Here is a 12,977-nt window from a genome sequence, read left to right as displayed (position 1 = left end):
CTTCAGACTCGTGCAGCGCCGTGGTGGGCCCGCGCCCGACGACGCTCGAGGTAGCGCATGACCGGCGTGGCCAGGGTGCCGTGGACCATCACCGACAGCAGGATCGTGAAGGCGACCGTCGACCAGAGCCACCGCTCGTCGGCGAAGGCGTGCTCGCCGGCAGCGAAGGCGAGGTAGTAGAGCGATCCGACGCCGCGCACACCGAGGAACGCGGTGGCCAGCGTCTCGCGGGGTCCGAGCCCTCCGGGCAGGTGTGCCGGACGCGCCCCCAGCCTGAGGCTCGCCCATCCGGCGGCCGGGCGGACGACGAAGACGAGGGCGACGGCGATGGCGACACTGCGCCAGTCGAGCTCGCCGAGGACGCCCTTGGTCATGGCCATGCCGAGCATGAGCAGGATGATGAGCGTGAGCAACCGCTCCAGCCGCTGGACGACCTCATGCATCGACCGGTGGTAGTGGTGGTTGCGCTCCGCGGCGCGCAGCGCCATCCCGCAGGTGAAGACCGAGAGGAACCCGTAGCCGCCGACGAGCTGGCTCAGCCCGTAGGTCATCACGAGCGCAGCCAGTGCCAGGAGCGGCTCTCCCTGCTCGGCGAGCCGCAGGGACCGACGCGGGGAGCGGAAGGCGACGAAGGCCAGGCCCCACCCGACGGCCACCCCGACACCGACACCGATGGCAACCCTGCCGACGAGGTCCCACGCCAGCCACTGCAGCCCCCACGACGCGACTCCTCCCGCGGACGCGAGCAGGACGGCAGCCGTGACGAAGGGGAAGGCGAGCCCGTCGTTGAGGCCGGCCTCGGAGGTCAGGGCGAAGCGCACGTCGTCCCTCTCGTCGACAGGCTCGCCCAGGGCCTCCTCGTCGTCCGGGAGGGACTTCGCGTGCCCACCGCCGGTGGGGTCTGCGGTGTCGTCCCTGCCCGAGTCGCCGCTGGCGGTCCCGGGGCCGGCGACCTGGACGTCGCTCGCCAGCACCGGGTCGGTGGGGGCGAGGACTGCACCGAGCAGCAGGGCCGCCGCAGGCGCCACCCCCAGTCCCCACCCGAGCACGGCCACCACACCGATCGTGAGCGGCATGGCGACGGCCAGCAGCCGCCACGTCGGCGACCACGAGGCCCACGCCGAACGGCTGCGCCAGTCGAACGACCGGTCGATCGCGAGGCCCACGCCCATGAGCGCCACGAGGATGGCGAACTCGGTGACTCGTTCGACCTGTGGGCGGATGGCCACGGGGTCGAGGCGCATCCCCTCCGGGAGCGGCAGCAGCCCGATCCCCATGCCGAGGACGAGCAGCACCATGGCGGCGGACACGGCATACCGGTCGAGGACGCTCGGTAGGACGGCAGCGAGGAACATGGCCCCGCCGGCAATGAGGTAGATCAGGTTGATCGACATGGGGGGATCGGGTGCTCCTCGGTGTGGGCCTCCCTGTCACCTACCCGGGTCGGTGCCGCGGGCACCGGATCACCCGGGCCGGGCACGGCTGCGGCGCAGACGGGAGGCATACCGCGCGCAGCGGCCACTGCCCGTGCGGTCTGCCGGCTCCTTGTTTGGCCGGCAGACCTAACGCGCCAGACACCCCGGGACGCTTGGCACGCTGCTCCCATTGCACGCCCGACGCAGACGTCGGCGCAACCGAGGAACCTTGGCCCGCCAAGCGGGGTGCCAGGGGCATGGTGTTCCTGGAGAAGGAAGCGGCGGTGACCGCGTGAGTGACGACGAGGGGCGAGCGCCCGACGACACCTGCGCGCGGTGGCACAGTCCTTCGCTTGCGGTGCGCGAGCGTCACGACGTACGAGCACGGCCGGCGCCGGTGAGCTGCCACCCGCTCACGGGCGGCAGCCCACGGCGCCGGGACGTCGTGGACTGACCGCGCCGCTCAGGAGGCGGTGCTCATCTCCTCCGAGGTGTCCGCGTGGTCGACGAGGTGGTCGTGCAGGCGCAGCGTGATGCGCCTCAACGTGCGCGACACCTGCATCTGGCTGACGCCTCGAGCCTCGCCGATCTCGCGCTGGGTCATGCCCTCGACATAGCGCATCAGCAGCAGCTCCCGCTCGTCGTCGTCGAGCTCGGTGAGCGCTTCGGCCAGGCAGACGCGGTCGTCGGCGCCCTGCATCTCCTCATCGTCCGCGGCGAGGAAGGCCGCGAGCCCGGGTCGCTCGTCGTCGGAGGGGCTGCAGTCCAGCGACAGCGGCCGGAAGCCGGTCGCCGCCGATGCGACCTCCCGCACCTCCTCGACCGTCGCACCGACGGCCTCCGCCAGGTCGGCGTCAGTGGGTGTCGCGCCGAGCTCCTGCTCGAGCTGGGCCCGAACGGCCTGGAGGTTGACCCGGAGCTCCTGCAGGCGCCGCGGCGGGCGCACGACCCAGCCGCGGTCACGGAACCACCGCTTGAGCTCCCCCGAGATCGTCGGGACGGCGTAGGCGGCGAAGGACGGTGCGTGCCCGGGTTCGTAGCGGCGAACCGCCTTGACTAGGGCGAGCCGGGCCACCTGCACGAGGTCGTCGTGCTCGATGCCCCGCCCTTCGTAGCGTCCGGCCATGGTGGAGCAGAGGTCGAGGTAGAGGTGCACGATCTTCTCGACGACATGCTCGGACTCCGCGGGCGAACTGGCGGACGCCAGCTGCTCGAAGAGCTCGGACGTCTCGGCATCGCGCTCGGCAAAGGACAGTCGCGGCTGGGAAGAGTAAGGCGCCATGACTCATCTCCGATCGATTCGGATGACGGAGTCGGCGCTGTGATTGGACCGCTCAGACCTTTCGAATGTGCCACGGTTCGGACGATTGTGCAACGTCGGATCTGCAGGCGGCTGTTGCCGATCGGGCGGTCTGAGCGCATTCGTCCCCGCTTGGGTTTGGTTGCGTGCGACAGGGGGTAGTGCAGGGGTGTGCGATCCCTTGTGCATGCTGCTCTGCTGACCCTTGCCGCAATGTGCGCTGCAGGTTGCTCCTCGGTGGACGAGCCGGAGGCGAGCGCGGTCGCACAGCGATTCCTCACGCTGGTGCAGTCCGACGCCGGACGGGCCTGTGCCCTTCTTGCGCCCCGCACGGTCCAGCATCTGCAGGACGACTCGGGCGACTGCAGCTCCGGCCTCGAGCAGGCGCGACCACCGGCCCCTGACGGCGTCCGAGAGGTGACCGTCGCCGTCAACTCCGCCCAGGTGCTGATGGGCGACCAGGCCGTCTTCCTCGCGCGCTTCGCCTCCGGCTGGCGGGTGACCGCCGCCGGGTGCACGCGAACCTCCTCCGACGACGCGGTGCCCTACCACTGCGCCATCCAGGGGAGCTGACCATGAAGGTGATGTTCGTCCTCTACTGCGCCGTCATCCTGGCCGGGCTGGCCCTCGCCTTCGCGGTCGGGGTGACCGGCCGATGAGCGGGCGGCGCAACGCCGGTACGAGACGTGCGTGGCGGCACAACAGCCTCTCCATCGCCTTCGGGCTGCTGCTTCTCGTCTTCGTGGCGGGGCAGGCGGTCTCGGGGCTGGCCGGCTACAACGAGGCGGCGAGAACCGATGGGCTGCAAGAGATCTCGATGCTGCGCTATGTGACGTCCTCGTCCTTCGCCGTCGACCTCCTCGAGAACTGGCAGTCCGAGTACCTCCAGTTCGCGCTCTACATCCTGCTGCTGGTGTGGCTCGTCCAAAAGGGATCGTCCGAGTCGAAGAAGCCGGGAGAGGGGGGCCGGCAGTCCGACGAGGAGCAGATGGTGGGCCGGTTCGCGCGCGTCGACTCGCCGGCCTGGTCGCGGGCCGGGGGCTGGCGGCAAGGCCTCTACTCCCACTCGCTCGTGGGCGTGATGGGTCTCGTCTTCGTCCTGTGCTGGCTCGGGCAGGCGGTGTCCGGCCGCGTCGCGGACAACGACGAGCGCATGCGCGACCTGCTCGACCCCCTCGGCTTCGGCGAGTACCTCACGAGCTCGGACTTCTGGTCCCGCACCCTGCAGAACTGGCAGTCCGAGATGCTGGCGATCGGGTCGATGGCCGTCTTCGCCATCTACCTGCGCGAGCGCGGGTCGCCGGAGTCCAAGCCCGTGGGTATGCCGCACCACACGACGACCTCGGACGACTGAGCCCGCTGGGGCTGGGGTGCCGCGGTACGGGCGGGCTTTGGGTAGGAGGAAGGCATGGTGCCATCGACCGGAGGGACGACCGTGTCCGAGATCGCCGACCGAGCCGCCAGCATGGTGCGCGACGACGACCAGGTCGGCTTCCCCGCCCAGCAGCAGCCCCCGGGCCTGACCAGCGAGATGGACCCGGTCCCGGAGCACGGGGAGCAGACCTACGTCGGTCACGACAAGCTGCAGGGCAGACGCGCTCTCGTCACGGGCGGCGACTGCGGCATCGGCCGCGCCTCCGGCACGTCATGGGCGTGACGGGAGGGGTGCTGTCTTCTGAGCCGGATCACCGGGCCGCGGGGTGACGGTGCGACGCCGTGGGTGCCGCCCGAGCCGACCTTGGCGTCCCTGCGTGCCGCGGTGCAAGACTGCCGGGGCTGCGAGCTCTACGAGGACACGGCCCAGGCGGTCCTCGGTGACGGTCCAGAGGGGGCGCAGCTCATGCTCCTCGGTGAGCAGCCCGGCGACCGCGAGGATCGCGAGGGTCGCCCGTTCGTCGGGCCGGCCGGCCGGCTGCTCGACGAGGCGCTGGCCGCGGCCGGGCTCGCGGACGTAGCCGCCTACCGCACCAACGTCGTCAAGCACTTCCGCCACGAGCGTGGGGCCGGCAAGCGCATCCACAAGTCGCCGTCACGGTGGCATGTCGCTGCGTGCGAGCCCTGGCTGCTCGGCGAGCTCGAGGCCGTGCGGCCCGCCGGTGTGGTGGTCCTCGGCGCCACCGCCGGCCAGGCGCTGCTCGGCAGCGCCTTCCGGGTGGGGGCCTCCCGCGGCAGGCGGCTCGACTGGCCGGCGGACCGCTTCCCCCTGACGCAGCCACCCACGTGGCTGGTCGCCACCGCGCACCCGTCCTCCGTGCTGCGCTCGCGCCAGCGCGACCAGGACTTCGCAGCCCTGGTCGCCGACCTCACCGTGGTCGCCGACCTGGTGCGCTGACGGTTGGGCAACCCCTGAGGGTCACGGCTTGAGGACGACCTTGAGACACTCCTCCTGCTTCTGCTGGAAGATGCGGTAGAGGTCGGGAGCGTCCTCGAGCCGCGCGTGGTGCGTGGCCAGCCCTTCGAGGCCGAGCACGTCGTCGTCGGCGCGCACGATGTCGAGCAGCTCGTCGCTCCACCGCCGCACGTGGCACTGGCCCATCCGGACCGTCAGGCCCTTGTCGAACAGTTCCATCATGGGCATGGGGTCGGCCATGCCGCCGTAGACACCGCTGATCGAGAGCGTGCCCCCGCGCCGAACGGCCGAGATGGCGGTGTGCAGGGCGGCGAGGCGGTCGATGCCGAAGCGCTCGATCGCTCCTCGGGCCAGCGGCTTGGGCAGTCGGCTCGCGGCGGCGATGACCTTCTCGGACATAGGGTTTCCGTGCGCCTCCATACCGACCGCGTCGATGACGGCATCCGGTCCGCGGCCATCGGTCAGCTCGATGAGCGCCTGCGCGACGTCCGTGTCCGTGGCGTCGATGACTTCCGCGCCGTGCGAGCGCGCGAGCTCGATGCGGTCGGGCACGAGGTCTACCCCGATGACCCGCCCGACGCCGCGGTGCAGCGCCGAACGGACCGCAAGCTGCCCGACAGGACCCAGGCCGAGGACGGCCAGCGTGTCGTTGCGGTTGACGTCGGCGTAGTCGACCGCCTGCCACGCGGTCGGCAGTATGTCGGAGAGGTAGAGGAAGCGCTCGTCCGGCATCGCGTCGGGGATGACGATGGGGCCGAAGTCCGCGTGGGGCACCCGGACGTACTCCGCCTGGCCGCCGGGCACCGAGCCGTACAGGCTCGTGTAACCGAAGAGGCTCGCGCCCTTGCCGGATGCGGTGTTCTGCGTGGTCTCGCACTGGGCGAAGAGCCCCCGCTGGCACATCCAGCACCGGCCACAGGAGATGTTGAACGGCACCACGACCCGGTCGCCCACGGCGAGGGTGGCCACCTCCGGGCCCACCTCCTCGACGATCCCCATGAACTCGTGGCCCAAGACGTCGCCGGGTTGCAGGTAGGGGGCGAGCACCCGGTAGAGGTGCAGGTCGGATCCGCAGATGGCCGTGGAGGTCACGCGCACGATGGCGTCGGTGGTGTCAGTGATCACGGGGTCGGGTACGTCTGTCACACGGACGTCCTCGATGCCGTGCCAGGTCAGAGCCTTCATGTGGTCGTTCCTACCCACGCCCGTCCGAGAAAGAACCAGCAGGAGAGACCATGTCGCGAACGGACGAAGCCTCACCCGACTCTGCCATCACCCCTGCCTCCACCCCTGCGACTGCGACCATCCCGGCGCCCGTCTCGGGGGCGGACCGGCCCGTGGCCGTGGTCCTGGGCGGCTCCCGCGGCCTGGGCTTCCTCATCTGCCGTGAGCTGCTCGATCGGGGCCACCACGTCGTGGTCGCGGCACGAGACACCGACGAGCTGGAATCCGCATCAGGGGCCCTCAAGGAGCACGGGCCCCTGACGACGGAGCAGTGCGACGTGCGCGACCGGCACCAGGTGGGCGAGCTCGTGGGCCGGGTCGAGCAGACGCTCGGTCCCATCGAGGTCATGGTCACGGTGGCCGGGATCATCCAGGCGGCCCCTGCGGAGTCCCTTGTCCTGCAAGAGTTCGAGGACGCGATCGACACCATGGCGTGGGGACCCATCCATGCCGCGATGATCGTGCTGCCGCACATGCGGCGGCGGGGTCGAGGGCGGATCGGGACGGTGACGTCCATCGGCGGCATGGTCTCGCCGCCTCACCTGCTGCCCTACGCGACGGCGAAGTTCGCCGCCGTCGGCTTCTCCGACGGGTTGGCAGCCGCACTGAGCGGGACCGGCGTGACGGCCACGACGATCGTCCCGGGCCTGATGCGCACCGGTGGTCACCTGCATGCGCGGTTCGGGGGCGACGCCCCGGCCGAGTACGCCTGGTTCGCGCCGGTGGCATCGATGCCCCTGGTGTCGGTGGACGCAGAGCGAGCGGCGCGGCGCATCGTCGACGCCGTCCTTGCCGGCCGGCCCATGGTGGTCCTCACGCCGCTTGCGTGGCTCGGCATCCGGGTGCGCGGGCTCGCCCCCGGGACGACGACGCGCCTCATGGGCCTTGCCGGCCGGCTCCTGCCGGCTGCGCCGTCCGATGCAGGCGCCGAGACGGTGGGCGGGGCGGAGGCGGGACGGCGCCTGGCGTCACCGCTCGTCGAGCGGCTGACGGCGCTCGGTGACCGGGCTGCGAGGCGCAACCGGGAGTGAACGGGACGGTACGCGAGGGGGGTGAGGGCCGATGAGGGCACAGCTGGAGAAGCCGGTGGTCGACTGTCCCGACCCGCGGCGTCTCGCGTCGTTCTACGCCAGGCTGCTCGGTATGCGGGTGCTCGAGGACGCCCCCGACTGGGTGGTCATCGGACGGAGCCCGGGTATGCGTGAGCTGGCCTTCCAGCGAGCCGAGGAGTGGGTGCCGCCGGAGTGGCCGAACGGAGCGCGTTCGCAGCAGATGCACCTGGACATCAGGGTCGACGACGTGGACGCGGCCGAGGCCCATGCCCTGTCGCTCGGTGCCCGACGGGTCACCGGCGCTCCCGAGAACGGCTTCCGCGTGTTCCTCGACCCGGTCGGCCACCCGTTCTGCCTCGTCCACGGGCCGTCCCCGCGGCACGACCCCCGAATGAGCTTCGACACGACCACCTGACACCCTCCTCAACCGTCGAAAGGCCGCAAACCGGGGCCCGGTGGGTGGCCTTTCGACGGTGCACGGGAGCAAGCGAGCAAGCGGGCGAGAGCGGACGGGGGTCACGGGGTCGAGCGCCAGGCGGGCACGGCGCCCACGGCGTCGAGCGACTGGAGGACGGCGTCCGCCAGCAGCCGGTGCCCCGCCGCGTTGGGGTGGTCCCCGTCGTCGAGCAGCAGGGTGGTGGGGTCCTGAGTGCCGGTGTCTCCCTTGAGTGCGGCGTACGCGTCGACGTAGACGGCGCCCGTCTGAGCGGCCGTCTGCTGGACCGTCTGGTTGACGAGCCGGGTCAGCGAGTCGCTGCCGAGGACGAAGTCCTTGCCCTGGGCGCGCCCGACCGAACCGTCGAGGGTCACGTTCCAGTAGCCGAGGACCGCGATCCGCACGTCCGGTCTTCGGTCGATGCTGCGGATGCCCGTGACGATGCGCTCAAGCCCGTCGCGGACACCGTTGTTCGTCGCGGCCCAGCAGTCGGACCCGAAGGCCGGGAAGCAGCCCAGGTCGTCGACCTGGTCGAGGTCGAAGTCGTTGGCTCCGACCTCGACCACGACGAGGGCCGCATCGGCGAGGTCCGTGCGAACGTCCGGCGAGGACAGGTCGTGCTCGACGTCTGCGGTGGTCCAGCCGCCATGGGCCTCGTTGTGCACCAACCACGGCCGGCCGGTCTGCTCCTGCAGTCGCGCGCCCACCTGTTCCACGTATCCGGTGCAGAAGCAGGTCTCCGCCGACGGCACCGAGTCGCCGAGTCCGACCATGGTGAGCGGGCCCGGTGGGGCGGTCGTGCTGGTTGCAGGGGCCGGGGTCGCCGACGCCGCTGACGGCGCTGACGGCGCTGACGAGGCCCCGTGGCCCCGCATCCCCGAGACCAAGCCGTTGGCCAGGCCGGTGCCGCCCAGACCGGGCACGAGACCGCTCACGGCGAGAGCGACGAGGACGACGACCCCCAGCAGGGCCGCGACGACGTGGCGCGGCTTGGCCCAGGCGCCCGCTCCTCGATCGCCGCGCCGACGCGGGACCGGCCGCCGGCCGGAGGACCGGCCGGACGGCATACCTTGCCGCTCAGGCACGGAACCCGGGCAGGGTCTGCGCCAGCGACGAGAAGGCGGACCGGACGGACGGGGCCCACACTGGGTCGTGGTGACCGCCGTGGGCCAGCCCGGTCGCGGTCACGTCGAGCGGGTCGCGCGTCGTGAGGCCGGTGTCGGTCAGCTCCACGCGGGGCTCGCCTCTCTCTCGGTGCGGCGGTCGGTCAACGGCCGCACGAAGGGGAACGTCAGGACCGACCGGATCGAGGTGTTCGTCACCAGCATGACGAGCCGGTCGACGCCGAGGCCGAGCCCGCCGCTCGGCGGCATCCCGAGCTCGAGGGCGTGCAGGAAGTCCTCGTCGACCTCCATCGCCTCCGGGTCGCCGGCCGCAGCCTTGAGCGACTGCTCGGTCAGTCGGGCGCGCTGGTCGAGCGGGTCGGTCAGCTCGCTGTATGCCGTCCCCACCTCCATCCCGGCCACGACGAGGTCCCACCGCTCGACGAGCCCGGCCTGCGTACGGTGAGGCCGCGTGAGCGGTGACGTCTCGACGGGGAAGTCGGTGTAGAAGGTGGGCAGCAGGGTCCTCGGCTCCACGAGCTCGGCGTAGAGCTCCTCGATGACGGCTCCCGCCCCCATCTCGGGACGAACGCCGACGCCGTGCGCCTCGGCGAGCTGCAGCAGCACGTCCATGTCGGTGTCGGTCCTCACGGGCTGTGCGACGGCCTCGGAGACCGCGTCGAGCACGCGTACGACCGGCCACGCGCCGCTGATGTCGACCAGCTCCACGCCGTGGGCGTCCAGGCCCTGCCGGGCCCTCCCGGGCGCGGGGAGCGGGATGACCTCGCGGCCGTGGACGCAGCGGGCCGCCTCGCGGACGAGCCGCTCGGTGAGGTGACGCATCGTCGTGTAGTCGGCGTACGGCTGGTAGACCTCGAGGGAGGTGAACTCCGGGTTGTGCGTGGCGTCGGCGCCCTCGTTGCGGAAGCTGCGCCCGAGCTCGAAGACCGGGCCGAGCCCGGCGACGAGCAGCCGTTTGAGGTGCAGCTCGGGAGCGATGCGTAGCGAGAGATCCAGGCCGTATGCGTTGATGAAGGTCCTGAAGGGACGCGCGCTCGCGCCGCCGTGGACGGTGTGGAGCATCGGGGTCTCCACCTCGAGGAAGCCGGCATCGTCGAGCGTCCTGCGGATCGAGCCGACGACCGCCGACCGGCACCGCAGCAGGTCGACGTCACGCGGGTGGGCGAGCAGGTCGGTCGAGCGCTGTCTGGCGCGGGCGCCGGGGTCCTCGAACGCGCGGAAGGGGATGGGGTGGAGGGACTTGGCGTCCATGCGCCAGCCCTGAACCAGCAGGCTCCTCGTCCCGGAGCGTGACCAGCCGGTGATGCCGTCGACGCGCACGAGGTCCCCGACGTCGACGAAGGAGGTGAAGTCGTCGAGGCACGCACGGCCGAGACGGGCCGTGTCGAGCAGCACCTGCAGGCGCGCGTCGCCGTCGACCAGGGTGGCGAAGACGACGCCGCCGTGGTCGCGGACCTCCCGTACGCGTCCGAACACCGACCCGGTGCGCGGGCTCTGCCACGCGTCCGGGCCGAGACCGGCCAGCGAGGTCGGGGCGCCGGACGTTTTGCCGGCCGGGTAGGGCTCCATGCCGGCCTCGCGCATCCGGTCGACGGTCTCCAGCCGGTGCCGGAACTGGTCGGAGCGCCGCGGGCCGACCGTGTCGAGGTCCACCGCCGGGGCGCTGATCGTCGCCACCTGCGCCAGGTGCTCGGGATCGAGCTGGACGGGGGCGTTGCGCAGGGACGGGTAGCGCAGGAAGCCTTCCGCCGCGCCGACGGCGACCCCGACCTGGGGCAGGGACAGCGTGTCGTCGTAGCAGACGAACCGTGGCTGCCACGTCGGCTCGTACTTCTCGTTGGACCGGTAGAGCCGTTCCAGCTGCCAGATGCGGTCGAAGAGGCCGAGCACCGAGGCGCCGGCGCGCGTCAGCGACCCCGAACCGAGGCGTTCGGCATCCTCGAAGACGCCTCGGAACATGCAGAAGTTGAGCGAGACGCGGGACAGGCCGAGCCGGGGGGCGCGGGCCAGCAGCTCGCTGACCATGAGCTCGGTGACGCCGTTGGGTGCCTCGGGGGAGCGGCGCATGACGTCGAGCGAGACGCCGGCGCGCCCCCACGGGACGAAGGAGAGGACACCGACGAGCGACCCGTCGTCGGTGTGGGCGGTCACGTGGAGGATGTCGCGGTCCGCGGGGTCGCCGCCCCGGCCGAGGGCCATGGAGAAGCCGCGCTCGGTCTCGCCGCCTCGCCACTGCTCGGCCCGCTCGGTGACCTCCGCCAGCTCCTCGGGGGACAGCTCGACCTGGCGTCGCACCGCGACGTGGAGGCCGGCGCGTTTCGCCCTCGTGACGGCGTGCCGCACCGGTGACAGGGACGTGCGTCGCAGGTCGAAGTGGGCGGGACTGAGGATCGCCTCGTCGCCGAGCAGCAGGACTCGCATGCCCGCGGTCGTCGCGTAGGCCCTGGCTCCCCGCTCGCTCGCACCGACCACCGCAGGGATCCAGCCGTACTCATGGGCCTCGGCCCGCCAGACCTCGATCGCAGAGCGCCAGCTGTCGGGGTCCCCGACGGGGTCGGAGGAGGCGAGGGAGACCCCGGCGACGACGCGGTAGGTGACGGCGGCCCGCCCGTCCGGCGAGAAGACGGACGCCTTGTCGCGGCGCGTGGCGAAGTAGCCCAGGGAGTCGTCGGCGCCGTGGCGGGCGAGCAGCCCACGCAGGGCGACCTCGCGGCCCGGCGACCAGCGACTGCGCGGCCGGGCTGACGCGAGAAATAGGGTGACCGCCGCCAGGATGGTGAGTCCGGCGCAGACGGCCACGACCTCCACCACCCACGAGGGGACCAGCGCCAGGCTCCGGCGGCTGATGCCTCCGAACGCCCCGAGCACGGTGTCCACGAGGGGATCGACCTGCGAGCGGGGCGCGCCCACCGCGCCGAGCAGCAGCCAGGCCGCGGCAAGCGTCAGTGGGGAGCCGACGGCCAGAGCCGCTAGCGCCAGGCCCCACGAGCCCCGTTGGAGCCGCCCAGTGAAGTCCTGCCGCATCCTCCAGAGCCACCAGAGGGCCAGCGCTGCGACGACTGTCGAGACGATGTCGAGGCCGCGGCCCAGGTCACCGCGGCTCGACCACATGCGGGTCAGCGGCAGCTGTGCGGCCGGGACGACGGCGAGGAAGCCGACGTAGATCCCGACGACCTGGAAGGCCGCGACGAACCAGAGTCCGATTCGCTTGCGGCCCAGCAGTGCCCGGGTCGCCAGGGCGAGCACGACGACGGACACGAACGTGGGTGCCACCGGGATGTTGAGCAGGCCGAAGAGGTCCTCGGCGAGCAGGGGGTGCGGTCGGCGTCGGGCGAAGACCGTCAGGAGGAGAGCCACCAGGGTGGCCAGCGCGTACACGCCGGTGAGCAGTCGGGCCGGACGGTGCGAACCCGGCGCCCTCGATCGTCGGGTGCCCATGGGCCGAGCATCCACCCGGGCGCTGGGCGTCTTCTGCACGAACGCTGCGAGAGTGCTCACAGGTCACGCCCAGCCAATCCCCAGCGTGACGCTCAGGCCGTGGGGCTCGTCGCGTCGATCACGCGGTGCAGGGAGGTGCGCAGCGCCTGGAGCTCCTCGACCGGCATGCCGAGGCGCTCGACGACCTGGGGCGGGACCTGCACGGCCATCTCGCGCAGGTGTCGGCCGCGGTCGGTGAGGGTGATGGCGAGCGCCCGCTCGTCGTCGGGGTGGCGCTCGCGGGTCACCAGACCCGCGGCCTCGAGGCGCTTCAGCAGGGGCGAGAGCGTGGCGGCCTCGAGGCTGAGCAGCCGACCGAGCTCGCGGACGCTGAGCGGCGAGCGCTCCCACAGGGCGAGCATGACGAGGTACTGCGGGTGGGTGAGCCCCAGGGGCTCGAGCACGGGCCGGTAGAGGGAGATCACGTTGCGCGCCGCCACGGCGAGCGCGAAGCACACCTGCTGGTCGAGCATCAGCAGGTCGTCGGGGGAGTGGCTCGCCGCGACCGGGTGCTCGGTGGCGCGTGCGGCGTGGTTCATGGTCATCAGGAGGTCCTCGGATCCGGGGGGTCACGTGTACGCTAACAGTTAGTGCACTAA

General features: G+C 71.8%; 13 protein-coding genes. 6 read left to right on the top strand and 7 right to left on the bottom strand.

The window, feature by feature from the left end:
• Nucleotides 1-2 precede the first annotated feature (2 nt).
• Together AC3WRT_RS04500 and AC3WRT_RS04495 are read right to left on the bottom strand one after the other, a co-directional pair.
• On the bottom strand, nucleotides 3-1,394 hold the full coding sequence (locus tag AC3WRT_RS04500; protein WP_492719582.1) for a cation:proton antiporter domain-containing protein: 1,392 nt from the start codon (nucleotides 1,392-1,394) through the stop codon (nucleotides 3-5).
• 484 nt (nucleotides 1,395-1,878) lie between these two features.
• Nucleotides 1,879-2,697 carry a sigma-70 family RNA polymerase sigma factor gene (locus AC3WRT_RS04495; RefSeq protein ID WP_492719580.1) on the bottom strand — a complete coding sequence of 273 codons (819 nt, stop codon included), beginning with the start codon at nucleotides 2,695-2,697 and terminating at the stop codon, nucleotides 1,879-1,881.
• 255 nt (nucleotides 2,698-2,952) lie between these two features.
• Here AC3WRT_RS04495 and AC3WRT_RS04490 point away from each other — a divergent pair, with 255 nt between their 5' ends.
• The 4 genes from AC3WRT_RS04490 (at nucleotide 2,953) to AC3WRT_RS04475 (ending at nucleotide 5,047) form a co-directional block, all read left to right on the top strand.
• Complete coding sequence (locus tag AC3WRT_RS04490) at nucleotides 2,953-3,288, top strand: hypothetical protein (RefSeq protein WP_492719578.1); 336 nt, start codon at nucleotides 2,953-2,955, stop codon at nucleotides 3,286-3,288.
• A gap of 82 nt (nucleotides 3,289-3,370) precedes the next feature.
• A complete protein-coding gene (locus AC3WRT_RS04485) occupies nucleotides 3,371-4,069 on the top strand; it encodes a DUF6766 family protein (protein ID WP_492719576.1) in 699 nt (232 codons plus the stop codon).
• Between the two features lie 54 nt (nucleotides 4,070-4,123).
• On the top strand, nucleotides 4,124-4,372 hold the full coding sequence (locus tag AC3WRT_RS04480) for a hypothetical protein (protein ID WP_492719574.1): 249 nt from the start codon (nucleotides 4,124-4,126) through the stop codon (nucleotides 4,370-4,372).
• 63 nt (nucleotides 4,373-4,435) lie between these two features.
• On the top strand, nucleotides 4,436-5,047 hold the full coding sequence (locus AC3WRT_RS04475) for a UdgX family uracil-DNA binding protein (RefSeq protein WP_492719572.1): 612 nt from the start codon (nucleotides 4,436-4,438) through the stop codon (nucleotides 5,045-5,047).
• A gap of 21 nt (nucleotides 5,048-5,068) precedes the next feature.
• Here AC3WRT_RS04475 and AC3WRT_RS04470 read toward each other — a convergent pair whose 3' ends face one another.
• Nucleotides 5,069-6,250 carry a zinc-dependent alcohol dehydrogenase gene (locus AC3WRT_RS04470; RefSeq protein WP_492719570.1) on the bottom strand — a complete coding sequence of 394 codons (1,182 nt, stop codon included), beginning with the start codon at nucleotides 6,248-6,250 and terminating at the stop codon, nucleotides 5,069-5,071.
• A gap of 50 nt (nucleotides 6,251-6,300) precedes the next feature.
• On the opposite strand from AC3WRT_RS04470, the gene AC3WRT_RS04465 reads away from it, so the two are divergent.
• Nucleotides 6,301-7,320, top strand: coding sequence for an SDR family NAD(P)-dependent oxidoreductase (locus AC3WRT_RS04465; RefSeq protein ID WP_492719568.1), 1,020 nt, complete (start codon nucleotides 6,301-6,303; stop codon nucleotides 7,318-7,320).
• Between the two features lie 31 nt (nucleotides 7,321-7,351).
• The gene (locus AC3WRT_RS04460; RefSeq protein WP_492719566.1) at nucleotides 7,352-7,756 is read left to right on the top strand and encodes a VOC family protein; all 405 of its coding nucleotides are present in this window, start codon (nucleotides 7,352-7,354) and stop codon (nucleotides 7,754-7,756) included.
• A 101-nt stretch (nucleotides 7,757-7,857) separates the two neighbouring features.
• Here AC3WRT_RS04460 and AC3WRT_RS04455 read toward each other — a convergent pair whose 3' ends face one another.
• The 4 genes from AC3WRT_RS04455 to AC3WRT_RS04440 form a co-directional block, all read right to left on the bottom strand.
• The gene (locus AC3WRT_RS04455; protein WP_492719564.1) at nucleotides 7,858-8,862 is read right to left on the bottom strand and encodes an SGNH/GDSL hydrolase family protein; all 1,005 of its coding nucleotides are present in this window, start codon (nucleotides 8,860-8,862) and stop codon (nucleotides 7,858-7,860) included.
• Entirely contained in the window at nucleotides 8,855-9,010 is a 156-nt protein-coding gene (locus tag AC3WRT_RS04450) for a hypothetical protein (RefSeq protein WP_492719562.1), read from the bottom strand. Before AC3WRT_RS04450 ends, AC3WRT_RS04455 begins: the two co-directional genes overlap by 8 nt.
• Complete coding sequence (gene lysX / locus AC3WRT_RS04445; RefSeq protein WP_492719560.1) at nucleotides 9,001-12,339, bottom strand: bifunctional lysylphosphatidylglycerol synthetase/lysine--tRNA ligase LysX; 3,339 nt, start codon at nucleotides 12,337-12,339, stop codon at nucleotides 9,001-9,003. Before lysX ends, AC3WRT_RS04450 begins: the two co-directional genes overlap by 10 nt.
• Nucleotides 12,340-12,431: 92 nt before the next feature.
• On the bottom strand, nucleotides 12,432-12,923 hold the full coding sequence (locus tag AC3WRT_RS04440) for a MarR family winged helix-turn-helix transcriptional regulator (RefSeq protein ID WP_492719558.1): 492 nt from the start codon (nucleotides 12,921-12,923) through the stop codon (nucleotides 12,432-12,434).
• Nucleotides 12,924-12,977: the final 54 nt, after the last annotated feature.

This window comes from Terrabacter sp. FW104-15G4B (genome assembly GCF_058790095.1).
The sequence above is the reverse complement of the archived record's forward strand: the minus strand, read 5'-3'. Positions and strand labels throughout refer to the sequence as shown.